Genomic DNA, 24,343 nt, shown 5'->3' on the forward strand with positions numbered 1-24,343 from the left:
GCTGCTGCGCCCCTGTCCAGGCCGGCGGGCCACGAGAGCGAAAGGCGGCGTCCGCGCGTCTGCACTTCGCCGTATCGAAGTCCTAATCAGGTAGAAGAAACAATGAGGAATTTTGGAATCGGGGTACGCCTTGGTATCGGCTTTGGCGTGGTGCTGGTGCTCTGCGCGTTGATGTCCGCCTTTGGCATCCTGCGCCTGCAGCAGGTGGCGGAGCGCACGCATGCCATGATGCAGCAGCCGCTGACCAAGGAGCGGCTCGTCAGCGACTGGTACCGGCTCATGCATACCAGCGTGCGGCGCACGACGGCGGTGGCCAAGAGCGCCGATCCGTCGCTGGGTGCGTTCTTCGCCAAGGAAACGCAGGCCTCGGTAGCTGCCATCTCGGACCTGCGCGACAAGATCCAGCCGATTCTCGCCTCGGACGCCGAAAAGGCAGCCTTCCAGAAGATCCTGCAGGTGCGCGACCCCTACAACACCGCACGCGACAAGATCACCAGGCTCAAGCAGGAAGGGTTGACCGAGGAGGCCAACCAGGTGCTGGAGGCGGAGTTCGTGCCGGCCGGCGATGCCTACCTGGCCGAGATCCAGAAGCTGCTTGACATCCAGCGCGCCAGCATCGATGCCACCGCGCGCGAGATCAATGACATCTACCGGAATGCCCGCACCAGCCTGATCGTACTGGGCGTGCTGGCGCTGGCGATCGGTGTCGCGTTCTCGGCATGGCTTACGCGCGGTATCACGCAACCGCTGAGGCGCGCCGTGGCCATTGCCCGCACCGTGGCATCCGGCGACCTGACCAGCCGCATCCACGTGGACAGCAAGGACGAGACCGGCCAGTTGCTGAACGCGCTCGCCGAGATGAACGCCAACATCCTGCATATCGTGCGCGATGTGCGTACCGGCACCGAGGCCATTGCCTCGGGCACCAGCCAGATCGCCGTGGGCAACACCGACTTGTCGCAGCGCACCGAGGAGCAGGCGTCTTCGCTGCAGCAGACCGCTGCCAGCATGGAAGAGCTGACCAGCATCGTGCGCCAGAATGCGGACAACGCGAAGCAGGCCAGCTCGCTCGCGGTGAATGCGTCGGAGATCGCGGCCAAGGGCGGCGACGTGGCCGACAAGGTGGCCGAGACCATGGAAGAGATCAACGGCGCGTCGAAGAAGGTGGTCGACATCATCGCCGTGATCGAAGGCATTGCGTTCCAGACCAATATCCTGGCGCTGAATGCGGCGGTGGAAGCCGCGCGCGCGGGCGAGCAGGGCCGCGGCTTTGCCGTGGTGGCGGGCGAGGTGCGCAGCCTGGCGCAGCGCAGCGCCACTGCCGCGAAGGAGATCAAGGCGCTGATCGGTGATTCGGTCGACCGCGTGGAGAAAGGCTCGGCCCTGGTGGCGCAATCGGGCCAGACCATGCAGGAGATCGTGGAAGCAGTCAGGCGCGTGACCGACATCATGGGCGAGATCAGCGCGGCATCGGCGGAACAGAGCGCCGGCATCGAGCAGGTCAACCAGGCTGTGACGCAGATGGATTCCGTGACCCAGCAGAACGCCGCACTGGTGGAAGAGGCCGCCGCCGCGGCCGGCTCGCTGGAAGAGCAGGCCCAGCGGCTCAAGCAGGCGGTGGCTACATTCCGTATTGCTGCGTAATGAGCCGTCCGATTGCCCGCTGAAACAGTGAGGCCAGCATGCCGTTGGTCAGCGGCGGCTGTTCGATTTACCTTGCACGCAGGTTTGTGCTGCAACCGCCGCATCCAACCCGCCGCTTGCTCCGCGCCCGATACCAGCTGGCGCGACTACCGGCTGTAGCGGCCCATCACGCTGGCGCCGCCGCGCGCATGTCCCTTGAGCGCGGCCATCAACTCGTCGCGCGTCAGGCCTGCGGGCAAGGCGCCGGGCTCCAGATCGGTGGCGACCACCGTCACGATGTAGTGGTGCGGCGTATCTCCGACGGGCGGGCAGGGTCCCCGGTACGCGGCTTCGCCGGTAACGTTCTTGCCGACCGTGATGCCCGGGCCGTCCTTCTGTCCCTCTCCCTGCCGAAGCTGCCCACGGTCTGCCGCAATGTTGTAGGCGACCCAGTGCGAAACCCCCTGCCCCATGGCGCCATCCGGATCGAACATGAAGATCGCCACGGAACGCGTTCCGGCCGGCAGGCCGGACCACGCTACCGGGGGAGAGACTCCCTGGCCACCGCAATTTGGCGCGTTGCCGCCGTGCACCGGGGGAATGACGGCGTTCTCGGAGAATGCGCTGGACGACACAGTCATCGGCGCAGCCGTGACCATCGAGGTGCATGCCATGCACAGCGCCGCGGAAGCACAAAACAGCAATGTTTTTGATTTCATTGGGGATTCCTGTTCGAGGTTGACGGGTCAAGCCGGACAGCGCGCCATGACTCCAATACGGTAGGACGGAAACGGGGGGATGCCTAGGGCGTCTCGCGTGGCCGTTCTTGTTGCACCGGATGTTTTCGTCCTGTTGCACGAACGCAGCGCGACCTATGCTTTGGCAACGCATGGCCGACAGGGGATGGATGCCGCCGGCGATGCGCGAGGGTGGGACAGGCCAGCGCAGTCCCTGTGCCGCCCGATGCCTCTTCCATACTGCCTGTCCGACGGGTCAGGCAGCTCAACCCGGAGCCCAAGATGAGCAAGACCTACAAGCGCCTGGACAAAACCCAGGCGGCGGTGCTGATGGTGGACCACCAGGCCGGTTTGCTGTCGCTGGTGCGTGATATCGAGCCGGATCGTTTCAAGAACAACGTGCTGGCGCTGGCGGATCTCGCCAAGTACTTCAAGCTGCCCACTATCCTGACCACCAGCTTCGAGGATGGTCCCAACGGCCCTCTGGTACCCGAACTCAAGCAGATATTTCCCGATGCGCCTTTCATCCCGCGGCCCGGACAGATCAATGCCTGGGATAACGAGGATTTCACCAAGGCGGTAAAGGCCACCGGCAAGAAGCAGTTGCTAATTGCCGGCGTAGTGACGGAGGTCTGCGTGGCGTTCCCGGCGCTCTCAGCGATCGAAGAAGGGTTTGACGTGTTTGTTGTCACGGACGCGTCGGGCACGTTTAACGAAGTCACCCGGGATTCGGCGTGGCGGCGCATGAGCGAAGCCGGCGCGCAACTGATGACGTGGTTCGGCGTGGCGTGCGAGTTGCACCGCGACTGGCGCAACGATATCGAAGGGCTGGGAACGCTGTTCTCCAACCATATCCCGGACTATCGAAACCTGATCACCGCCTACACGACAGTGAAGGGATCGCGCTAGCGCCGACGCGTACTTCTCAGGTGCTGGCGGCCTCGGCATGGCTGCCCGCGCCAAAGCGCCTGCGCAACGCGCGGTTCGCGTGGATGAGGTGGCCTTCGGACACTTCGACCACTTCGCGCAGGTAGTCTTCGCTGGCGTCGAGCAGTGCCGCGTACATCTCGCGGCACAGGTCGCGCGCGGTACGGCCCGGCCAGTCCGCGGGCAGCAACTGCTCAGGCAGATTCGGATCGCGCAGCAGCACGCGGCGGTATTCATGCAACAGCAGGGTGCGCACAAAGAACGCGTCAGCCGGCGCCATGCCGTGTGCGTCGCCCAGCACCGGCGAGAAGCGGCGCAGCAGCGCCTGCCACGCGGACGCCACGTCGCCGAGCTTGAACGTCTGGTGCATGAGCGTCTGCAGCGGGCGGATCGAAAATGCCTCGATGCTGGTGGCTTCCATGACCGCCACGAAGTCCTGTGCCTGTGCGGCGCGGATGATCTCGCCCAGCGAGCCCGCGTCGGCATTCGGATGCGCATACACGCCCGGCGCGATCGCGCCAAAGCCCTCCCACAGCAGCTCTCGCTTGAGCCGCTGGCGGATCGTGGCGCGCGCGTCCCCGCGCACCAGTGCCAGTGTCCAGCGCCCGTCCCAGTCCGACGCATCCCCGGCGTAAATGCGCTTGCCGGCGTGGATGCAGCGCTGCAATCCGGCTTCCGACAAGCCGTAGTAGCTGCGCCGCCCGATCCGCGTGGCATCGAGCCAGTCATCCGCCGTCAGCCGGAACGTAGCGGTGCGCACCAGCCGGTCATTGATCCCGAACGGCGCGGCCAGGCGGATCAGGCTGCCCAGCCATAGCGCCTGCGGCCGCGGCGCGACCACGTCGCCGAACAGCGTCACCAGCATCGAATTGGCGCCGAGCTTGAGGCCACGCGCAAGCCGTGCGACCTGCGGGGAAACGGGGTCCATCTCCGATCGGGTGGCCATGCCTGCACCTTAAAGTGATACACAAACGGCGATTGTTTGAATCAAATTGTATCACTATGATCCACTGCAACCGAATGATTTGACGCAGGTCAAGACCCTACAGATCGGAGTACGGCATGTACGCACAGTTGGTGGAAACCGGGGCAACCAGGCTCCGCGCGATGGAGGAGATGGACCCGCAGGAACGCGAGTTCCAGGCGCGCGTGGACGCCGGCATCAAGATCGAAGCCAAGGACTGGATGCCCGAGGCTTACCGCAAGACCCTGATCCGCCAGATCTCGCAGCACGCGCATTCTGAGATCGTCGGCCAGCTGCCGGAAGGCAACTGGGTCACGCGCGCCCCGACCCTGGAACGCAAGGCCGTGCTGTTGGCCAAGATCCAGGATGAAGCGGGCCACGGCCTCTATCTGTACAGCGCCGCCGAAACGCTGGGCGTGTCGCGCGACGCGTTGCTTGGCGACTTGCATTCCGGCAAGGCCAAGTATTCGAGCATCTTCAATTACCCGACGCTGAGCTGGGCCGACATCGGCGCCATCGGCTGGCTGGTCGACGGCTCGGCCATCATCAACCAGGTGCCGTTGTGCCGCTGCTCGTTCGGCCCCTATGCCCGCGCCATGGTGCGCGTGTGCAAGGAAGAGTCGTTCCACCAGCGCCAGGGCTACGACATCCTGCTCAAGCTGTGCCAGGGCACGCCGGAGCAGAAGCAGATGGCGCAGGACGCGCTGAACCGCTGGTGGTGGCCGGCGCTGATGATGTTCGGTCCGTCCGACGCGGATTCGCCCAACAGCGCGCAGTCGATGCAATGGCGCATCAAGCTGTTCTCCAATGACGAACTGCGCCAGAAGATGGTGGACCAGACCGTGCCGCAGGCCGAATACCTGGGCCTGAGCATTCCCGATCCGGACCTGAAGTGGAACGAGGAACGCGGCCACTACGATTTCGGTGCCATCGACTGGGACGAGTTCTACAACGTCGTGCGCGGCAATGGCCCGTGCAACCGCGACCGCCTGCGCACCCGCGTCAAGGCCTGGGACGACGGCGCCTGGTTCCGTGAAGCGCTGGTGGCGCACGCCGACAAGCAAGAGCGCGCCGCCGCCTGAGTATCCGGCGCACCCTCGCGCCGTAGCTTCGAAAACCTACCCCGTAAACTGACAGGAGAGTTGCCATGAAAGAGTGGCCGCTTTGGGAGATCTTTATCCGCAGCCAGCACGGCCTGGCCCACAAGCACGTGGGCAGCCTGCACGCGCCGGATGGCGAAATGGCGATCAACCACGCGCGTGACGTCTACACGCGCCGCAACGAGGGCGTGAGCGTCTGGGTGGTGAAGGCCGCCGACGTGGTCGCCAGCAGCCCCGGCGACAAGGGCCCGCTGTTCGAGCCCGCCAACAGCAAGGTCTACCGGCACCCCACCTTCTTCCCGATGCCGGAAGAGGTCAAGCACATCTGATTTCCTGGCGCGAGGACGCATCCACCATGAACCAACACAAGTTCGAAACCCTGCTGCGCCTGGGCGATACCACGCTGGTGCTCGGCCAGCGCCTGTCGGAATGGTGCGGCCGCGGCCCCGCGCTGGAGGAAGACATCGCGCTCACCAACGTGGCGCTGGACCTGATCGGACAGACCCGGCTGTGGCTCGGCTATGCCGCCGAGGTGGAAGGCGCCGGCCGCAGCGCGGACCAGCTTGCCTACTTGCGCGACGCACACCAGTTCCGCAACCCCCTGCTGGTGGAACAGCCCAACGGCAGCTATGCCGATACGCTGGCGCGCCAGTTCCTGTTCGACACCTGGCACTACTTCCTGCTGGAAAGACTGCAGCATTCGACCGATGCGCGCATCGCGGAGATCGCCGCCAAGTCGCTGAAGGAAGTGACGTACCACGTGCGCCGCAGCGCCGACCTGGTGGTGCGCCTGGGCGATGGCACCGAAGAGAGCCACCGCCGCATGCAGGACGCCATCGACGACCTGTGGATGTTCACCGGCGAACTGTTCGAGTCTGACGCCGCGGATGCCGCGCTGGTCGCACAGGGCGTCGCGGTGGACCCGGCCACGCTGGCCGAATCATGGCAGCGGCATGTAAGCGACGTACTGGAAGAAGCCACGCTGCGCGTCCCGGCGGCCGGCTGGTCGCAGACCGGCGGCCGTCAGGGCCGCCATACCGAACACCTCGGTTACCTGCTGGCCGAAATGCAATTCCTGCAGCGCGCCTATCCCGGCGCACAGTGGTGAACGCCATGTCCGCGCAAGTGCTGGAACGCGCCAACGTTGCGCAGGTCTGGGCCTGGCTTGAGCAGGTGCCGGACCCCGAGATCCCGGTGATCTCCGTCGTGGACCTGGGCATTGTCCGCGACGTGGCGTGGGTGGACGAGACCTGCGTGATCACCATCACGCCGACTTACTCGGGTTGCCCGGCCATGACGGTGATCCGCGACGACATCGAGCGTGTGCTCGCCGCGCAGGGCATCGGCCGCGTCAGCGTGCAGACGCGGCTGGCGCCGGCCTGGACCACCGACTGGATGAGCGTGCGCGGCAAGGCCAGCCTGTCCGGTTATGGCATTGCCCCGCCGGCGCAGCAGGTGATCGACATCAGCGGCATCAGCCGCCAGGCGTCGCCGGCACTGGTGGTGGCCTGCCCGCACTGCGGCTCACGGCACACCCGGCTGGTCAGCCAGTTCGGCTCGACCGCGTGCAAGGCCCTGTACCGCTGCGGCGATTGCAGGGAACCGTTCGACTACTTCAAGGCCCACTGAGCCCCGGAGCCGGAAATGAGCAAATTCCATGAACTGACCGTGGCCAGCGTGACGCGCGAAACGCGCGACGCCGTGGCCGTGACCTTTGCCGTGCCCGATGCACTGGCCGACACTTACCGCTACGTGCAGGGCCAGCACCTGACGCTGCGCGCCGGCATCGGCGGCGAGGACGTGCGCCGTTCCTACTCGATCTGCTCGGCGGTGCAGGACCGGCGCCTGCGCGTGGCCATCAAGCGCGTGGAGGGCGGCATGTTCTCCAACTGGGCCAACGATGCGCTGCAACCGGGCATGACGCTCGAAGTCATGCCGCCGTCGGGGCATTTCCACGTGCCGCTGTCGGAGACGCACAGCAAGCACTACGTAGCCTTTGCCGCCGGCAGCGGCATCACGCCGATGCTGTCGATCATCAAGACCACGCTGATGACCGAGCCGGACAGCCGCTTCACGCTGTTCTACGGCAACCGCGCGTCGTCGTCCGTGCTGTTCAAGGAAGAGCTCGAAGACCTGAAGGACACGTACCTTGAGCGCTTCAACCTGGTTTTCGTCCTGAGCCGCGAGCAGCTCGACATTGACCTGTTCAACGGCCGCATCGACGGCGACAAGGTGCGCGCGTTGCTGCGCCACTGGGTGCGTCCGCAGGATATCGACGTGGCCTTTATCTGCGGCCCGCACTCGATGATGGAAGAGGTGTCGCAGGCGCTGCAGGAAAGCGGTGTGGACAAGGCCCGCATCAAGCGCGAGCTGTTCGCTACCAGCATTCCCGCGGCGCGTCCGCCGGCACATGCGCACAAGCAGGTGGGCCAGCAGCAGTGCGAGGTCACCGTGATCCAGGACGGCCGCACGCGCCAGTTCACGCTGGAGAAGAACAAGGAGACGATCCTCGACGCCGCGCTGGCGCAGGGCATCGAGCTGCCTTACTCGTGCAAGGGCGGCGTCTGTTCGACGTGCCGCTGCAAGCGCATCGAGGGCGAGGTGGACATGGATGTCAATTTCGCGCTGGAAGACTACGAAGTCGCGCGCGGCTTCATCCTGAGCTGCCAGAGCTATGCCGTCACCGACAAGCTGGTGATCGATTTCGACCAGGAAACCTGAAGCGTTTCCTGCTACCTGCCTACGCCATTCAAGAACCTGATTTCCCCGGAGCAAGCTGTGTCCCATCCGTTTTTCACGCGTCACCAGGCCCTGCTGGAAAAAGCCACCCAAGCCATTGCCGAGCGCGGCTACTGGAGCCCGTTTCCCGAATCGCCCAGCCCCAAGGCCTATGGCGAGACCGCCAATGCCGATGGCAAGGCTGCGTTCGAGGCGCGCCTGAACAAGCCCTTCGCGCTGTCGCAGCCGGGCACGGTTGGCCAGGCCGGCAAGGAAGTCTCGCCGTACGGCACGGTGCTGGGCGTCACCTATCCGAAGCCTGACCTCGACCAGCTCTTCGCAGGGGTGGCCGAAGGCATGCCCGCGTGGCGCAAGGCCGGGCGCGAGGCATGGGTGGGCGTGTCGCTGGAGATCCTGCACCGCCTGAACCGCCGCAGCTTCGAGATTGCGTACGCGGTCATGCACACCACCGGCCAGGCCTTCATGATGGCCTTCCAGGCCGGTGGCCCCCACGCGCAGGACCGCGGCCTGGAAGCCGTGGCCTATGCCTGGGACGAGATGCGCCGCATTCCGAAGCGTGCCGTCTGGGAAAAGCCGCAGGGCAAGAACGAGCCGCTGCGCATGGAAAAGCAATACACCGTGGTGCCGCGCGGCGTGGGCCTGGTGATCGGCTGCTGCACCTTCCCGACCTGGAACGGCTACCCCGGCCTGTTCGCGAGCCTGGCCACCGGCAACGCCGTGGTGGTCAAGCCGCACCCGGGTGCGATCCTGCCGCTGGCCATCACCGTGGAAGTGGCGCGTGAGGTGCTGCAGGAAGCGGGCTTTGACCCGAACCTCGTCACGCTGGTGGCCAATGATCCGACCGAACGCATGGCGTCAACACTGGCGCTGCGTCCGGAGGTTCGCCTGATCGACTTCACCGGCAGCACCGCCAACGGCGACTGGCTGGAGCGCAATGCACACCAGGCACATGTGTACACCGAGAAGGCCGGCGTGAACCAGATCGTCATCGATTCGACCAGCGACTTCAAGGGCATGGTGCGCAATATTGCGTTCTCGCTCGCGCTGTATTCGGGCCAGATGTGCACCGCGCCGCAGAACATCTATGTGCCGAAGGGCGGCATCGATACGCCGGAAGGGCATCTGAGCTTCGACCAGGTTGCCAACGCCATCGGTGAAGCCGTGGGCAAGCTCACGGGCGACGCCGCCAAGGCCGTGGAACTGCTCGGTGCGATCCAGAATGACGGCGTGGTGCAGCGCATCGAGGCCTCGCGCTCGCTGGGCGAGATCGTTATCGACAGCCGTGTGCTGCAGCATCCGGAGTTCCCCGGCGCCCGCATCCATACGCCGCTGGTGCTGAAGGTCGATGCAAGCGATGAGGGCAAGATCATGCAGGAGCTGTTCGGCCCGATCTCGTTCGTGGTCGCCACCGACGACACGGCCCACAGCATTGCGCTGGCCCGCCGCGGCGCGAAGGAGCATGGTGCACTGACGCTGTCCGCGTACACGACCGACGACGGTGTGGCTGACGCCATCCGCGATGCGGCGGAAGACGCCGGCGTGGCGCTGTCGTTCAACCTGACCGGCGGCGTGTTCGTCAACCAGTCGGCGGCGTTCAGCGATTTCCACGCTACCGGCGCCAACCCGGCCGCCAACGCGTCGCTGTCCGATGCGGCGTTCGTGGCCAACCGTTTCCGCGTGGTGCAGAGCCGCTCGCATATCTGAGTCTTGCCCGCAGTACCGTAGCCCCCCGCGCCGGCCCCCCATGCATGCGGCGCCATGAAAACGATGGAGTAGACAATGGTTCAACGCACCCCCCACCCCGACGAGCTGGAGCCGATCGAGCGCGCCAGCCGCGATGAACTGCAGGCGCTGCAACTGGAACGGCTCAAATGGAGCGTGCGCCATGCCTATGACAACGTGCCGCACTACCGCAAGGCGTTCGACGCGGCGGGCGTGCATCCGGACGACCTGAAGTCGCTGTCGGACCTGTCGAAGTTCCCGTTCCTGGCCAAGCAGGACCTGCGCGACAACTACCCGTTCGGCATGTTCGCCGTGCCGCGCGAGAAGGTGGCGCGCGTGCATGCGTCGAGCGGCACCACCGGCAAGCCGACCGTGGTGGGCTACACCGCGCGCGACATCGACACGTGGGCCAGCGTGGTGGCGCGTTCCATCCGCGCGGCGGGCGGACGTGCCGGCGACCTGGTGCACGTGAGCTATGGCTACGGCCTGTTCACCGGTGGCCTGGGCGCGCACTATGGCGCCGAGAAGGCCGGCTGCACGGTCATCCCGATGTCCGGCGGCCAGACCGAGAAGCAGGTGCAGCTGATCCGCGAGTTCCAGCCGAACATCATCATGGTCACGCCGTCGTACATGCTGAACCTGATCGAGGAGATGATGCGACAGGGTATGGATCCGGCCGAAAGCTCGCTCAAGGTCGGCATCTTCGGCGCCGAGCCGTGGACCGATGCCATGCGTGCCGAGATCGAAGCGCGTGCCGGCATCGATGCGGTGGACATCTACGGCCTGTCGGAAGTCATGGGCCCCGGCGTGGCTTGCGAATGCATCGAAAGCAAGGACGGCCCGGTCATCTGGGAAGACCACTTCTACGCGGAGATCATCGACCCGGTGACCGGCGAGGTGCTGCCGGACGGCGAGGAGGGCGAGCTGGTGTTCACGTCGCTGACCAAGGAAGCGCTGCCGGTCATCCGCTACCGCACGCGCGACCTGACGCGCCTGCTGCCGCCGACGTCGCGCTCGATGCGCCGCATCGGCAAGATCACCGGCCGTTCGGACGACATGCTCATCATCCGCGGCGTGAACGTATTCCCGTCGCAGATCGAGGAACTGATCCTCAAGGCGCCGGCCCTGGCGCCGCAGTACCAGCTGGTGGTCACGCGTGACGGCCACCTGGACAAGCTCGAGGTTCGCGTCGAGGCGCGCCCGCAGGCCGGCGGCCTGGGCAGCGTCGACCGCGCAACCCTGGAGCAGCAGCTCAAGGAACAGATCAAGACCTATGTGGGCGTGACCACGCGCGTGCAGGTGCTGGATGCGGAAGGCATCGAACGCACCAGCGTCGGCAAGGCGCGCCGCGTGCTGGACATGCGGCCCAAGGTCACGCACGAGCAGCCGGTCGGGGCGATCTGACGGACTCCAACGACCGATGGCTTGCTCCCTCTCCCGATTGCGGGAGAGGGAGCAAGCACGCGGAAGCAATCAAGCAGCAGTTTTGATAACGACGATGGCGCCCGCCAAGAGGCGCCACGCCGACCCTCGCGCCAAAGGAGACCACATGGACGCGCAACAACTGGAGACCCTCCAGCAGCACCCCGATTTCATCCGGCTGGCCAGCAGGCGCGCGCGCCTGGGCTGGTCGCTCACGGTGGTGATGCTGGCCATCTACTTCGGCTTCATCCTGCTGCTGGCCTTCGTGCCGGCAACGCTCGGCACGCCGCTTGGCGGCGGCGTCATGACGCTCGGCATCCCGGTCGGCGTGGCCATCATCATGGCGGCAATCGTGCTGACCGCGGTCTACGTGCGCCAGGCCAATACCGAACTGGACCCGATCAACGAACGCCTGCGCAAGGAGTGCGAAGCATGAGGCTGACCATCCAGAACCTGCGCCACCTGCCCGTGGCGCTCTTGGGCCTGGCCAGCAGCGCCGCGCTGGCCGCCCCCGTCATCCAGGGTGAAGCCACGCGCCGGCCGCTGAACTGGAGCGCCATCGTCATGTTCATGCTGTTTGTGCTGTTCACGCTCGGCATCACGCGCTGGGCCGCGCGGCGCACGCGCTCGGCGTCGGACTTCTATGCTGCCGGTGGTGGCCTGACCGGCTTCCAGAACGGGTTGGCCATTGCCGGCGACATGGTCTCGGCAGCGTCGTTCCTCGGCATCTCGGCAATGATGTTCGACAAGGGCTACGACGGGCTGATCTACGCGCTCGGCGTGGTGGCTGGCTGGCCCATCATCCTGTTCATCGTGGCCGAGCGTCTGCGCAACCTGGGCCGCTATACCTTTGCCGACGTAGTCTCGTACCGCCTGTCGCAGAAGCCCGTGCGCATCACGGCCGCGTTCGGCACGCTGACGGTGGTGATCATGTACCTCGTGGCGCAGATGGTCGGCGCCGGCAAGCTGATCGAACTGCTGTTCGGCACCAGCTATGAATCGGCCGTGGTGGTCGTCGGTTTGCTGATGGTGCTGTACGTGCTGTTCGGCGGCATGCTGGCCACCACATGGGTGCAGATCATCAAGGCCGTGCTGCTGCTGGGCGGGGTCACGTTCATGGCGATCATGGTGCTGTCCAATTTCGGCTACAGCCCGGAAGCCATGTTCGCGGGGGCCGCCAGAGTGCATGACAAGGGCCTGGCCATCCTGTCGCCGGGCGGGCTCGTCTCCAACCCGATCGACGCCATTTCGCTCGGCGTGGGCATGATGTTCGGCACCGCCGGCCTGCCGCACATCCTGATGCGCTTCTTCACCGTGGCGGATGCCAGGGAAGCGCGCAAGTCCGTGCTGTATGCCACCGGCTTCATCGGCTACTTCTACGTGCTGATCCTGGTGGTGGGCTTCGGCGCCATCGTCATGGTCGGCGGCGATCCGGCCTACCGCGATGCCGCGGGCAAGCTGATCGGCGGCAGCAACATGGTGGCCGTGCACCTCGCGCATGCCATCGGCGGCGACCTGTTCCTTGGCTTCATCTCGGCGGTGGCGTTCGCCACCATCCTTGCGGTGGTGGCAGGCCTGGCGCTGTCCGGCGCTTCGGCGGTGTCGCATGACCTGTATGCCAACGTGTTCCGGCAAGGGCGCGCCAGCGAGAAGGACGAGATCCGCGTCTCGAAGGCGGCCACGGTGGTGATCGGCCTGCTGGCCATGGTGCTGGGGGTGCTGTTCGAGAAGCAGAACATCGCCTTCCTGTCCGGGCTGGTGCTGGCTATCGCGGCGTCAGTCAACTTCCCGGTGCTGTTCCTGTCGATGTTTTGGAAGGGGCTGACCACCAAGGGAGCGGTGGCGGGCAGCCTGGCAGGGCTGGCGTCGGCGGTGGCACTGCTGGTGCTTGGTCCTGCGGTGTGGGTTGGCCTGCTGCATCATGACAAGCCCATCTTCCCGTATGCCAACCCTGCGTTGTTCTCGATGACGCTGGCGTTTGTCTGCGCGTGGCTGGTTTCGGTACTCGACAAGTCGGCGCAGGCTGCAACCGAACGCCGCCGCTTCGGCGCGCAGTTTGTGCGGTCGATGACGGGGATCGGGGCGGCCGGGGCGTCACAGCATTGAAGACGCCGGGCCGGTTCAACCGGCCCGGCTCGGCCGCGCTTATTGATGTTTCCAGAATTCATGACAACGCAAAATATTCGTCGTCCCCGCGCAGGCGGGGACCCAGTGACTTTTTGTCCCCCTTCGGGGGACTTGTAAGACGCTGGATTCCCGCCTTCGCGGGAATGACGGTGGTTGCTTTGATGTTGTCGTGAAATAGGGAAAGCTCAATAGTTCGAAGCCGTGGCGAGATCGGTGGAGACGGCCACTGCGTGCCACGCATCCAGTTCTGCTTCCACGTTGCGGTTCTTGGCCGTGATCCGGGCCACCGTGTCCGAGCCGAGCGGCAGGCGTACCGGCGGCGTGTCGCTATCCGCCAGCGTCAACAATGCCGCCGCCAGCCTGGTCGGGTCGCCGGGCTGCTGGTGATTGGCCGCGTCCATGTGCCCGCGCATCGCGCCCACGGTCTCCGCGTACTCCGCAATTTCGCCGCCCACGCGCACCAGCGAGCTGGCATCCAGGAAGTCGGTGCGGAAGAAGCCCGGCTCGACCACCGTGGCATGGACGCCAAGCGGGGCGAGTTCCGCGGCCAGCGCCTCGGTCAGGCCTTCCACGGCGAACTTGGTGGCGCCATACACACCCCAGCCAGGGTAGGCCGCATAGCCCCCGATTGACGAAATGTTGATGACATGGCCGCTGCGCCGGCGGCGCATATGCGGCAGCACCGCGCGCGTTACGCCCAGCAGTCCGAACACATTGGTCGCGAACTGGTTCTGCACCTCCTCGCGCGAGGCTTCCTCCACCGCGCCGAGCAGGCCATAGCCAGCATTGTTGACCAGCACGTCGATCCGGCCGAAGCGGGCCACGGCAGCGTCGGCGGCGGCAATGGCCTGCTCGTCGCTGTTGACGTCGAGCGCCACGGCCAGCAGATGGTCTTGCTCGCCCAGCACATCGGTGATGGCTTGCGGCCGGCGCGCGGTGGCGACGACGCGGTCGCCGCGGGCCAGTGCGGCACGCGCGATCTCCAGGCCGAAGCCGCGCGACGCGCCGGTGATGAACCAGACCTTGCCGGCGCTGGCGGAAGCGGTGGCGTGCGTGTTGGTGGTGTTGGTGGTGTTGGACATGGTGAGTCTCCTTGCATTGGGTTCCGGGTGGTGATGGCGTTGGCCACGCAGGAAATGTAGGTGAGCGTGAACGCTGCCAGTAGAGCGACCAATGGTGTTTCAACGACAACTAATGGTTGCTAATCGAGGTACAAGTCCATACGTCCGGCGAGCGTCCGATTCGGTTGAGCAGAATTCAACCGTGTGGCAGACTCGCCGGCATGGATCGACTCCCTCCTCTCAATGCCCTGCGGGCTTTCGAAGCGGCGGCGCGGCACCTGAGCATCACGGTCGCGGCGCAGGAACTGCATGTCACGCCCGGCGCCGTCAGCCGCCAGATACGTGCACTGGAGGACGGATTGGGCGTGCAATTGCTGCACCGCGGTCATCGCCAGATCACGCTGACCCGCACCGGCGAGGACTACTACCGGGCCGTGACGCGCGCCATGGACGACCTGCGCGAAGCAACGCGCCGCCTGGGCAAGCGCGCGAAGCGCAAGCAGCTCAAGGTGCGCGCCTACACCACCTTTGCGATGCGCTGGCTGATCCCGCGGCTGTCGAGCTTCCACGCGGCCAATCCGGGCATCGAGGTGCTGCTGACCGCCACGCTCGATCCGGTCGATTTCCGCAAGGAGGACATCGACGGGGCGATCCGGCTCGGCGATGGCAAGTGGCCGGGGGCGAATGCCTATCGGCTGGTGTCCAACGTGCTGGTGCCAGTGTGCAGCCCGGCGCTGCTGGCAGGCCCGCGCAAGGTCAGGAAGCCGGCCGACCTGCAGCACCACACGCTGCTGCACTCGGTTGCCCGGCCGGATGACTGGGCGCACTGGCTGCGTGCTGCCGGCGCGGACCGCGATGTCGATGTGCGGGGCGGCATGACTTACCAGAGTTCGGCGATGGCTTATGCGGCGGCGATCGAAGGGCTGGGGTTCGCCATTGCGCAGCGCTTTCTGGTGACGGGAGACCTGTCGGCGGGCACGCTGGTCGCACCGTTCCGGCAGGTGGTGGACATGGGCGAATTCACCTACTACCTGCTGACCCCGGCGGATCGCCGCGAAAGCCCCAGCATGGCGACGTTTCGCACGTGGTTGCTGGAGCAGTTCGAAACGCAGGGCTGATTTCAACCGCCATCCGCCCAGCCGGCAAAGTGCGCAAACTGTGCCACCGGCTCGCGTCCCGTCCGCAGGCGATTGGCCGGCTCCCGCGGATCAGGATAGCCAACCGACATACCGCAGACCACGATCTCGCCGTCAGGAATCCCCAACCGCGCGCGGATGACGCGGTGGTATCGCGCGAACGCTTGCTGCGCGCAGGTCGCCAGCCCGTGGCCAAGCGCCGCCAGCATCACAGCCTGCAGGAACATGCCGAGGTCCAGCCATGCCGCCTGCGCCTGATCGCGTTCAATAGTGAAGAACAGCCCCACCGGCGCGCCGAAGAAGGCGTAGTTGCGCCCATACTGGCGCGCCATGCCAGCGGTGTCGCCGCGCGCAATGTCCAGCAGTCCGTACAGCGTCTTGCCGAGCGTGCGGCGCCGGGCCAGGTAGGGGTCGCGCCACGCGGCAGGGTAGTAGACGTACTCCTCCTGATGGCCGCCGCCGCCAGCGTGGTGCAGGGCCAGCAGTTCCTCGCTTAACTGCCGCCGCACTTCGCCTGTGCATGCGTACACGCGCCAGGGCTGCGTATTCGAGGCGCTGGGGCTGCGCGCGGCATCTGCCAGGATGGCTTCAACGGTCTGCTGTGGCACCGCGGTGTCGAGGAAACCGCGTACGCTGCGGCGCGCATGCAGCGCGGCTCGGATGTCGGTGGGGTTCATGATGCGAAAGCTTCGGATGGTGACGGGGTTGCCGCCGCATGTCCGTCGGCGCAGTGGATTGCCTGCCGCGCCAGCAGGTTGTCGATTTCCTCGCTGCTGTAGCCGGCTGCGCGCAGCACGGCGCGCGTATCCTGCCCGCACGCGGGCGCGGGCCGTGCGGGCAGCACGTTTTCCTGCGCGCTGTTGATCGGGAAGCCGGGCATGCGGATGTTGCCGAGCGTCGGGTGTGCGGCATGACGGACCATGCGGTTCGCGGCGACCTGCGGATGCCGCGCGACATCGTCATAGGTCGCCATGCGCGAGCACAGGATGTCGGCGGCCTGCAGTGCCGCCAGCCAGGCATCGGTGCCGCGCGTCACGAAGACGCGGGTGAGCTCCTTCACCATCTCTGCGCGGTTGGCTACGCGCAGCGGCGACGTCGCAAAGCGCGGGTCGCCGGCCAGCGCAGGCAGGTCCAGTACTTCACACAGGCGGCGCCAGCGGTCGGGCATGTACGCCGCCACCATGATCCAGCCATCGGCGGTCTCGAACGCCTGGTTCGGCGCCGAATACGGTGCCGCGCTGCCGGCACGCACCGGCAGTTCGCCGTCGGCGAAATAGCTCGTCATCGAAGACTGCTGCAACACCAGCGCCGCGTTGAGCAGGTTGACGTCGAGATGTCCGCCCTGTCCGTCACGTGCGCGTTGCGCCAGCCTGGCCAGCACGCCGACGCACGCGACATAGCCGGTCATGACATCGACCACCGGCGCCTGCACTTTGCACGGCTCGCCGCCGGGCAGCCCGATCAGGCTCATCAGGCCCGAGTCCGCCTGGATGATGCCGTCCACGCCGGCATGGTCGGCATACGGCCCTTCCTGCCCATAGGCAGAAATCGAGCAGTAGACCAGCGACGGATGGTCGGCGGACAACTCGGCATAGCCCAGCCCCAGCCGCGCCATCACGCCGGGCCGCATGCTTTCCACGACGACGTCTGCCCCGGCCACAAGGCGCCGCGCCACGGCCACGGCATCCTCTGACTTGAGGTCCAGCGCCACGCCGAGCTTGTTGCGGTTGAAGCCGTGGAACAGGGCGCTATCGTCACCGATCCAGCCGGGCCCGAGGCCGCGGCCGAGTTCGCCGGCCGGCGGCTCGACCTTGATGACTGTCGCGCCCATGTCCGCCAGCAGCATGGTGCAGGTCGGGCCAGCCCCGATCTGGGTGAAATCGATGACGGTCAGGCCGTCCAGTGCATTGCGCAACATGTCTGTGCCTCAGGTAAGGAGGTGGATCGCTTGAAGGTTTCCGCTGCGGTGCCGCTGGCGGCCGTCACAGTGCCACCTTGATGCCGTTGCCCTCGATGACGCGCTGCCAGCGTTGCAGCTCCTTGCCGATGTAAGCCTTGAGTTCCGCCGGCGAGGACGGGTGCGGCTCGAAGCCCTGCTGCGCGAGCTGTGCCGTCACCTCCGGGGATTTGAGCGCGGCCACCAGCGCGGCGTTGACCTTGTCGACCACGGCCCTGGGCGTCTGCGCGGGCGCGAGCAGGCTGTACCAGAGCTCGGCGTCATAGCCGGCCAGGCCCGCTTCGGCGAAGGTGGGCAGGTCGGGCATCAGCGTGGTGCGCTTGCTGCCGGCAATGCCCAGCGCACGGAGCTTCCCGGCGCGTACGTACTGGATGGCCGAGGCGAACGTCGCGAAGGAGGCCTGCACCTGCCCGCCCATCAGGTCGGTGATGGAAGGGCCGGTGCCCTTGTACGGCACGTGCAGGAGTTCGGTCTTGTTCAGCCGCGCGAAGACCTCGCCGGCGAGATGCTGCGGCGTGCCGTTGCCGGGGCTGCTGTAGCTGATCTTGCCCGGGTTGGCGTGGGTGTATCCGATGAAGTCCTTGAGCGTGTGGAACGGCTGGTCGCCGTTGACCACCAGGATGATCGGCACCGAGGCGATCAGGCCCACGGGCTCGAAGTCGCGCTCGATCCGGAACGGCACCTTCATGCCGAGGAACGGGTTCATGGTCACCTGGCTGGACGCGATCACGAGCGTATAGCCGTCGGGCGCCGCATGCGCGACGTAGTCGGTGCCGAGGTTGCCGCCGGCGCCTGGCTTGTTCTCGATCACGATGGTCTGGCCGAGCAGCCTGCTCATCTTCGGCGCGACCAGCCGCGCGAGGATGTCGTTGCCGCCACCGGGGGCGAACGGCACCACCAGCGTGATCGGCTTCTGTGTCGGGTAAGAGGCCTGCGCGGCGGCTGGCGCCGGCGTGGCGAAGGTCGCCGCCGCCAGCAGGCCGGCCAGCGCCGTGCGGGCGAGTTGTGAAATGCCTGACATGCTTGTCTCCTGATGATTGTTCGTGCGTGGGCGCCGGGCTTAGCAGCCCGTGTAGCGCGGCGGGCGCTTTTCCGCGAAAGCCTGCCGGCCTTCGAGCCGGTCGGCGGTGTCGCGCAGTACGCCCCAGTAGAGTTCGGTGAGTTGCTGCGCATCGCTCTCGCCAAGGTGAGGCGTCTGGCGCGACAGCTTCTTGATGGCCTGTACGGCCAGCGGCGCGTTGCGAGCGATCCTGGTGGCCAGCGTGAGTGCGCGGTCAAGCAGCGCCTCGGGCGCGACCAGCTCCGTGACCAGGCCGATACACTGCGCCTGCTCTGCGTCGATGCGCTCGCCCGTCAGCGCCATCTGCATGGCGTGCGCCGACGGCACTGCCTTGAGCAGCCGGTGCAGGCCGGAGACCGCCGGAATCGACCCGACGGATGCTTCAGGCAGGCCGAATGTAGCCGCCTGCGAGGCCACGCGCAGGTCGCATTGCAACGCTATCTCCAGGCCGGCACCGAGGCAGTGGCCGTTCACTGCGGCGATCAGCGGCTTCCAGAGCCCAAGGTCGGACAGGTCCATCAGCCGGATATAGAGGCCCAGGTCGGCGGCGTGCTCCGGCGCGCGGAACAGTGCCTGCGGGTAAGAGGCCGGCGACGTGCGCGTGCTGGACAGGTCGGCCCCTGCGCAGAATGCCCGTGCGCCGGCACCGGTCAGCACCGCAGCCCGCAGGTCGTCGCGGTCGCGCACTTCGGCCAGGTGGGCGCGCAGCGCGCGCAGGGCGGACACGTCCAGCGCATTGAGCGCCTGCGGCCGGTCGAGGGTCAGGACGGCCACCGCGCCGTCGATCTCCATGCGTACGGTCATGGCGGCCTCCTTACACGCTGGGCGACGACAGGCTGCGCCCGCCGCACACGTAGAGCGTCTGCCCGGTGACATAGGACGAGCGCGGGTCGAGGAAGAAGTCCACGGCATTGGCAATATCGTCCGCCGTGCCGATGCGCTGCACCGGCACCGACTTCTGCAGCCTGGCCTGCACCTCGGGCGCAAAGCCGCGGAACAGCGGCGTATCGACAATGCCGGGGGCCACCGCGTTGACGGTGATGCCCTTGGCCGCGAACTCGATCGCGAGCGAGCGCGTCAGGCTGACCACGCCGCCCTTTGCCGCGGAATAGTTGGCCTGGCCGAAGCCGCCCAGCCACGCACGCGACGAGATGTTCACGACGCGCCCGTAGCCGCGCTCGACCATGCCGGGCAGCGCCGCGCGGCAGCACAGGAACTGCGAGCGCAGATTGGTATCGATGACGAGGTCCCAGTCTTCATCGCGCATGGACAGGAAGCGCATGTCGCGCACGGCGCCGGCGTTGTTGACCAGGCAGTCGATGCGGCCCGCCTGTGCCTGCACCCGGGCGAAGGCCTCGTTGACGGCGGCGGAGTCGGTCAGGTCGGCTGCCGCGCCGATGACCTTCAGGCCCTCGGCGGCGAGTGCGGAGACGGTGTCATCGAGCGTGGCCGCGTCGCGGTCCAGCAGCGCGACGGTCAGGCCGCCGCGCGCCAGATGCGCCGCGATGCCGAGGCCGATGCCGCGCGCCGCGCCAGTGACCACGGCGACGTGGGGAGAATCAAAGTCTTGCGTGGCCATCTCACACTCCCAGCAGGTGAACCGAGGACGCGGCGTGGTCTACACCCGCAATGCCGCCGCCGGTACATTGCGTGAGCCCCACGCGGGCGTTGGCGACCTGCCGGTCGCCGGCGCGGCCCTGCAGGTGCCACAGGATCTCCACCATCTGGGCCACGCCGGTGGCACCCAGCGGGTGCCCCTTGGCCAGCAGGCCGCCGCTCGGGTTGACCGGCACACGGCCGCCAAGCCGCGTGGCGCCCGATTTCAGCAGCCCTACGGCTTCGCCGTGCGGCGCCAGGCCCAGCGCTTCGTAGTACAGCAGCTCGGCAATGGTGAAGGCATCGTGCAGTTCCACCACGTCGACGTCTTCCGGGCCGAGCCCGGCCTGTTCGTAGGCCTGCCGTGCCGCACGCGCGGTGATCTCGGCATCGAGGAGGTCGTCGTCGGCCTGTTCGCGGATGCCGGAGACGACCACCGAGGCGAGCACCTTCACCGGACGGTGGCGTGCCGGGCGCTTCGTGCTGACCACCAGTGCCGCCGCGCCATCGACCTGTGAAGGGCAGCATTGCAGCAGCGTCAGCGGGTCGGCGATCATGCGCGAGGCCAGCACCTCCTCCACCGTGGTCCCGGTGCGCTGCTGCGCGAACGGGTTCAGCGAGCCGTTGTGGCGATTCTTCACGGCTACCTCGGCCAGGTCGGCGGGGCTGGCGTCGCGCTCGTGCAGGAAGCGCGTGCCGCGCATCGCATATACCGCGGGCAGGACCATGCCGGCCCTGGCGTAGAGGTCGGTCTTGTGATCGTTGCGCTGCATCGGGATGGTGCCGCCGCCAAGCGCCGTGAGCTGCTCGATGCCGAACACCAGCACCGTGTCGTACTGGCCGGCCAGCAGCGCATGGCGTGCCAGGTGCACGCCGGTGGCACCGCTTGCGCAGGCGTTCTCGACGTTGTAGACCGGGATGCCGCGAAAGCCCAGGTCGCGCACGATGAGCTGGCCGAGGATCATGCCGCCCAGCACGTTGGCGCAGTAGATGGCCTGGATGTCGGCCGGTTGCAAGCCGGCGTCGTCCAGCGCCTGGAGGATGGCTTGTTGCGCGAGTTCCGGCGCGAGCACGCCAGCGTGGCGGCCAAATGGCGTCATGGCGCCGCCGTGGATGTAGATGTCCTGCATCTTGCTTACCTCTTGAGGATCAGGCCGGCACGGCCAGGAAGACGTAGCCGAATTCGGCGTCCGGCTGAGCGCTGTAGCGCTGGCCGATGGCGGGGCGGTCGGTCCCCTGCAGGCGTCCGAAGATGCGCACAGGGCCGGGGAAATCCACGTAGCCGAGCGCATAAGGCGCCAGTCCGCTCTTCGGGCTCGGATGGATCACGGTAAAGCTGTACACCGCGCCCGTGCCGGTCACAGGCACCACGTCATGGCGCGAGGCGAGTGGCGAGGCGTCGGGCAGGGCGGGGAATACATACTCGCCGGTGGCGCGATCGCGCGAGGCTTGCAGTTGCGGCGCTGGGCCGGGGTTCCACAGTGGGTAGGGAAGGTCTGGCACGGCAGTCTCCTGTTGTCGGATATCGGCTGGCCGTGCATCGGTGAGCGCGCGGCCTTGTGCGTAATGGTTGTCGCCGGCGCGATTCCGTACAAACGATATTTCGGGCGTTGTCGATTGAGTAAATCTCAACCGAGAGAGATGGAGAGAGGGCCAGCCAGGGCAGCGGACTCGGCGCGAGCAGGCTGCCGGAGCGTCTTCCGACACTGGCATGAACTGCAAAGTGGTTGGCGCGCATTGCGCGGCTCCGATTGCTGCAGGCGCTAGTCTTGTCACAGCGGACTGGTCGGTGCGATAGGGCGCCGCGGTCGGTTCGCCTGTGCCCATGGCGCCGCAATCCGATGTTTTCAGAAGGACGAAACCCGCATGACCTACTCGATCTCCCGTGCTGACCTGGACACCATCACCGATGCGGAACTGGCCGGCAGCACCACGAAGCTCCTGCCGCAGTGGGCGGATATCCCGGCGGAATTCCGCGACGGCAACGTCTACACGCGGATGGCGGAAGCGCGCCTGCTCGACTACCCGATGCCGGGCATTTCCATCTCGTTCCTGCCAGGATTTGAAGACGAGGCGGCCTGCAAGGCCATCGACCGCTGCATCGTCGCGCACCTGAAAGCCTTTGCACCACGGCACGAGCACCGGATTGCCGGTGTCGGCTACATGCTGTCGAAGATCTGCAGGATCACGGCCGCGTAGTCGCCCGATGGGCGGCTGCCAGCCTCACCAGGGCATCCTCCGAGCCCCGGCTGGCTTCCGCCACGAAGTCAACGAAGCGCCGCACCCGTGCCGGCATCCGGCTGCGCTGTGGGTAGTACATGTACAGTCCGACGTTGCCGGCACTGAGCCCCGGCAGGATTGCCTTTAACCGGCCGGCAAGCAGATCTGCGTGGACCATGTACGCGCTCAGTTGCCCGATTCCCACCCCGGCGCGCACCGCTTCGACCTCGGTCTCGACGTCATTGAACGTGGTCACGGCCGGCATTTCCTGATAGACCTGATTGCCATCCACCACCAATTCCCACGGCACCATACGCCCCGTCACTGGCCGCCGAAAGCCCGTGCACTGGTGATGCTGCAGCGCTGCCAGCGTCGTCGGTTCGCCATGCCTTGCCAGGTAGTCAGGTGCTGCGCAGATGACCAGCGGCAGGTCACACAGCCGTCGCGCCACGAGGTTCTGCGCGGGACTGGTGCCGGCGCGGAACCCGACATCGATCTGCGCTTCGACGAGGTCGGTAAACAGGTCGCTCAGCACCACATCGAAGGTGATGCCGGGCCAGCTCTCGCGGAACGCGCGGATCAGCGGCACCAGGACACGGCTGCCGATCGACGGCGGCGCGGTAATGCGGATCATGCCGTCGTTCTCGCTCAGGCTGCTGCGGACCTGCTCCAATGCCTCGTCCAGCAGACGCATGCCCGGCGCGGCCAACTCGAAGAGCCTTGCGCCTTCGGTAGTCAGGCTGAGCTTGCGTGTGGTCCGGTGCAGTAGCCGGACACCCAGCTCCGCTTCCAGCGTGCGTATCGCCTTGCTGACGGCCTGAGGGGTAATGTCTGCTTCCATGGCGGCGCGACGAAAGCTCCCGGCGCGCACCACGCCGAGGAACAGGGTAACGACTCGGGCCTTGTCCATGATCAGGAACCGTTGGTTGCGAACAGACCCATCATAGTGCGGACGAGGTGAGAATCGCGCGCTCCGTCGCTCAGATGTCGTTGGACTATAACGAGATCAGGACACAAGGGGGTACCCAAGATGGCCTGTTCCCCGCTGCCCCCGGGCACGCTGTGGCCTGCCGTGGTGCGGCAGGCCTCGCACGCGCTGGCCTGTGGCGCGCTCCGGCCCATCGAGACGACGGCTTCGGTGATCGATGATGCCGGCGTGCGCTTCCTTGTGCGTCAGGTATCCAGCCTGGCCCGCAAGGAGTCGGCCAGGCAGCAGTGCGTGGCGGGGGCGGGGCGCGCACAGGCCGATCCGTTCCTGCCTTGTGATCCCGACCTGGTGATTGGGGCTATTTCCGACGACCATCTGGCGGTGCTCAACAAGTTCAGCGTCATCGACTACCACCTGCTGATCGTGACCCGTCGCTTTGCACCTCAGGAAGCGCTGCTTACCGTAGCGGATTTCTCGGCGCTGCTGGCCTGCATGGCCGAGTACCCCTGCCTGGGCTTCTACAACGGCGGGCAGCTTGCCGGTGCAAGCCAGCCGCACAAGCACCTGCAGACGGTGCCGCTCACGGCAGAGGGCCCGCCGCTGCCCATTGCGCCCCTGCTGGCTTCGGCTTTCACCAGGACAGGAGTGCCCTGCATGGTACCGGGCCTGGATTTTGCGCACGCGTATATGGCGCTGGACCTGAAGGGCGTGCCGGCAGGTGAGCGGGCCCGCATTGCTTGCGAGCGCTATCGCGAGCTGCTCGGCACCGCCGGGCTCGGCACGGTGGAAGTGGCGGGTGAACTGCACCAGTCGGCGCCCTACAACCTGCTTGTGATGCAGGAAGGCATGCTGCTGGTGCCCAGATGCGCGGGGGCCGTGGAGGGCGTTGCTCTGAACGCGCTGGCATACGCGGGCACGCTGTTCGTGCGCGACGCCGCGCAGATGCACACCGTCGAGCAACTCGGCCCGATGACCATGCTGCGGCGGGCCGCAGGCGTAGCGCGGCCAAATGAGGCCTGAGGCT

The 24,343-nt window shown here is 66.6% G+C and carries 25 protein-coding genes; 14 read left to right on the forward strand and 11 right to left on the reverse strand.

Features of this window, described 5'->3' with window-relative positions; translation table 11 throughout:
• Positions 1-102 precede the first annotated feature (102 nt).
• The gene (locus LDO29_RS07955; protein WP_224079253.1) at positions 103-1,644 is read left to right on the forward strand and encodes a methyl-accepting chemotaxis protein; all 1,542 of its coding nucleotides are present in this window, start codon (positions 103-105) and stop codon (positions 1,642-1,644) included.
• Positions 1,645-1,790: 146 nt separating this feature from the next.
• Here LDO29_RS07955 and LDO29_RS07960 read toward each other — a convergent pair whose 3' ends face one another.
• The gene (locus LDO29_RS07960) at positions 1,791-2,297 is read right to left on the reverse strand and encodes a YbhB/YbcL family Raf kinase inhibitor-like protein (protein ID WP_224079254.1); all 507 of its coding nucleotides are present in this window, start codon (positions 2,295-2,297) and stop codon (positions 1,791-1,793) included.
• 345 nt (positions 2,298-2,642) lie between these two features.
• On the opposite strand from LDO29_RS07960, the gene ycaC reads away from it, so the two are divergent.
• A complete protein-coding gene (gene ycaC / locus LDO29_RS07965; protein WP_224079255.1) occupies positions 2,643-3,269 on the forward strand; it encodes an isochorismate family cysteine hydrolase YcaC in 627 nt (208 codons plus the stop codon).
• Between the two features lie 16 nt (positions 3,270-3,285).
• Here ycaC and paaX read toward each other — a convergent pair whose 3' ends face one another.
• The gene (gene paaX / locus LDO29_RS07970; protein WP_224079256.1) at positions 3,286-4,233 is read right to left on the reverse strand and encodes a phenylacetic acid degradation operon negative regulatory protein PaaX; all 948 of its coding nucleotides are present in this window, start codon (positions 4,231-4,233) and stop codon (positions 3,286-3,288) included.
• 116 nt (positions 4,234-4,349) lie between these two features.
• Between paaX and paaA the strand changes: the two genes are divergently transcribed.
• From paaA to LDO29_RS08015, 9 genes are all read left to right on the forward strand, one after another.
• The gene (gene paaA / locus LDO29_RS07975) at positions 4,350-5,333 is read left to right on the forward strand and encodes a 1,2-phenylacetyl-CoA epoxidase subunit PaaA (RefSeq protein WP_224079257.1); all 984 of its coding nucleotides are present in this window, start codon (positions 4,350-4,352) and stop codon (positions 5,331-5,333) included.
• Between the two features lie 65 nt (positions 5,334-5,398).
• Positions 5,399-5,680, forward strand: a complete 282-nt coding sequence (gene paaB / locus LDO29_RS07980) for a 1,2-phenylacetyl-CoA epoxidase subunit PaaB (protein ID WP_011299861.1) — start codon at positions 5,399-5,401, stop codon at positions 5,678-5,680.
• Positions 5,681-5,706: 26 nt separating this feature from the next.
• Positions 5,707-6,459, forward strand: coding sequence for a 1,2-phenylacetyl-CoA epoxidase subunit PaaC (gene paaC, locus LDO29_RS07985; protein WP_224079258.1), 753 nt, complete (start codon positions 5,707-5,709; stop codon positions 6,457-6,459).
• 5 nt (positions 6,460-6,464) lie between these two features.
• Entirely contained in the window at positions 6,465-6,980 is a 516-nt protein-coding gene (gene paaD / locus LDO29_RS07990; protein ID WP_224079259.1) for a 1,2-phenylacetyl-CoA epoxidase subunit PaaD, read from the forward strand.
• Between the two features lie 15 nt (positions 6,981-6,995).
• Positions 6,996-8,072, forward strand: coding sequence for a 1,2-phenylacetyl-CoA epoxidase subunit PaaE (gene paaE / locus LDO29_RS07995; protein ID WP_224079260.1), 1,077 nt, complete (start codon positions 6,996-6,998; stop codon positions 8,070-8,072).
• Between the two features lie 57 nt (positions 8,073-8,129).
• Complete coding sequence (paaN, locus tag LDO29_RS08000; protein ID WP_224079261.1) at positions 8,130-9,794, forward strand: phenylacetic acid degradation protein PaaN; 1,665 nt, start codon at positions 8,130-8,132, stop codon at positions 9,792-9,794.
• A 75-nt stretch (positions 9,795-9,869) separates the two neighbouring features.
• A complete protein-coding gene (paaK, locus tag LDO29_RS08005; protein WP_224079262.1) occupies positions 9,870-11,216 on the forward strand; it encodes a phenylacetate--CoA ligase PaaK in 1,347 nt (448 codons plus the stop codon).
• Between the two features lie 145 nt (positions 11,217-11,361).
• Positions 11,362-11,670, forward strand: coding sequence for a DUF485 domain-containing protein (locus tag LDO29_RS08010; RefSeq protein WP_224079263.1), 309 nt, complete (start codon positions 11,362-11,364; stop codon positions 11,668-11,670).
• Positions 11,667-13,340 (forward strand): cation acetate symporter, encoded by a 1,674-nt coding sequence (locus LDO29_RS08015; RefSeq protein WP_396022637.1) that lies wholly within the window; start codon positions 11,667-11,669, stop codon positions 13,338-13,340. Before LDO29_RS08010 ends, LDO29_RS08015 begins: the two co-directional genes overlap by 4 nt.
• A gap of 206 nt (positions 13,341-13,546) precedes the next feature.
• On the opposite strand, the gene LDO29_RS08020 is transcribed toward LDO29_RS08015, so the two are convergent.
• Positions 13,547-14,443 carry an oxidoreductase gene (locus LDO29_RS08020; RefSeq protein ID WP_224079264.1) on the reverse strand — a complete coding sequence of 299 codons (897 nt, stop codon included), beginning with the start codon at positions 14,441-14,443 and terminating at the stop codon, positions 13,547-13,549.
• A 200-nt stretch (positions 14,444-14,643) separates the two neighbouring features.
• Here LDO29_RS08020 and gcvA point away from each other — a divergent pair, with 200 nt between their 5' ends.
• Positions 14,644-15,540, forward strand: coding sequence for a transcriptional regulator GcvA (gcvA, locus tag LDO29_RS08025; RefSeq protein WP_224079265.1), 897 nt, complete (start codon positions 14,644-14,646; stop codon positions 15,538-15,540).
• 2 nt (positions 15,541-15,542) lie between these two features.
• Here the strand turns inward: gcvA and LDO29_RS08030 are convergent, their stop codons facing one another.
• The 7 genes from LDO29_RS08030 to LDO29_RS08060 form a co-directional block, all read right to left on the reverse strand.
• Positions 15,543-16,235 (reverse strand): nitroreductase, encoded by a 693-nt coding sequence (locus LDO29_RS08030; RefSeq protein ID WP_224079266.1) that lies wholly within the window; start codon positions 16,233-16,235, stop codon positions 15,543-15,545.
• Complete coding sequence (locus tag LDO29_RS08035) at positions 16,232-17,476, reverse strand: CaiB/BaiF CoA transferase family protein (RefSeq protein WP_224079267.1); 1,245 nt, start codon at positions 17,474-17,476, stop codon at positions 16,232-16,234. Before LDO29_RS08035 ends, LDO29_RS08030 begins: the two co-directional genes overlap by 4 nt.
• Before the next feature lie 64 nt (positions 17,477-17,540).
• On the reverse strand, positions 17,541-18,536 hold the full coding sequence (locus LDO29_RS08040) for a tripartite tricarboxylate transporter substrate binding protein (protein ID WP_224079268.1): 996 nt from the start codon (positions 18,534-18,536) through the stop codon (positions 17,541-17,543).
• 39 nt (positions 18,537-18,575) lie between these two features.
• A complete protein-coding gene (locus LDO29_RS08045; protein WP_224079269.1) occupies positions 18,576-19,379 on the reverse strand; it encodes an enoyl-CoA hydratase/isomerase family protein in 804 nt (267 codons plus the stop codon).
• A gap of 10 nt (positions 19,380-19,389) precedes the next feature.
• The gene (locus LDO29_RS08050; protein WP_224079270.1) at positions 19,390-20,154 is read right to left on the reverse strand and encodes an SDR family NAD(P)-dependent oxidoreductase; all 765 of its coding nucleotides are present in this window, start codon (positions 20,152-20,154) and stop codon (positions 19,390-19,392) included.
• A gap of 1 nt (position 20,155) precedes the next feature.
• Positions 20,156-21,301 carry a thiolase family protein gene (locus LDO29_RS08055; protein WP_224079271.1) on the reverse strand — a complete coding sequence of 382 codons (1,146 nt, stop codon included), beginning with the start codon at positions 21,299-21,301 and terminating at the stop codon, positions 20,156-20,158.
• Positions 21,302-21,320: 19 nt separating this feature from the next.
• A complete protein-coding gene (locus LDO29_RS08060) occupies positions 21,321-21,674 on the reverse strand; it encodes a Zn-ribbon domain-containing OB-fold protein (protein ID WP_224079272.1) in 354 nt (117 codons plus the stop codon).
• Between the two features lie 363 nt (positions 21,675-22,037).
• On the opposite strand from LDO29_RS08060, the gene LDO29_RS08065 reads away from it, so the two are divergent.
• Entirely contained in the window at positions 22,038-22,370 is a 333-nt protein-coding gene (locus LDO29_RS08065) for a hypothetical protein (RefSeq protein ID WP_224079273.1), read from the forward strand.
• On the opposite strand, the gene LDO29_RS08070 is transcribed toward LDO29_RS08065, so the two are convergent.
• Complete coding sequence (locus LDO29_RS08070; protein ID WP_224079274.1) at positions 22,357-23,301, reverse strand: LysR family transcriptional regulator; 945 nt, start codon at positions 23,299-23,301, stop codon at positions 22,357-22,359. The genes LDO29_RS08065 and LDO29_RS08070 overlap by 14 nt on opposite strands.
• A gap of 120 nt (positions 23,302-23,421) precedes the next feature.
• Here LDO29_RS08070 and LDO29_RS08075 point away from each other — a divergent pair, with 120 nt between their 5' ends.
• Positions 23,422-24,339 carry an ATP adenylyltransferase family protein gene (locus tag LDO29_RS08075; RefSeq protein ID WP_224079275.1) on the forward strand — a complete coding sequence of 306 codons (918 nt, stop codon included), beginning with the start codon at positions 23,422-23,424 and terminating at the stop codon, positions 24,337-24,339.
• Positions 24,340-24,343 lie beyond the last annotated feature (4 nt).

The organism is Cupriavidus laharis (assembly GCF_914271435.1).
Lineage (GTDB): Bacteria > Pseudomonadota > Gammaproteobacteria > Burkholderiales > Burkholderiaceae > Cupriavidus > Cupriavidus laharis.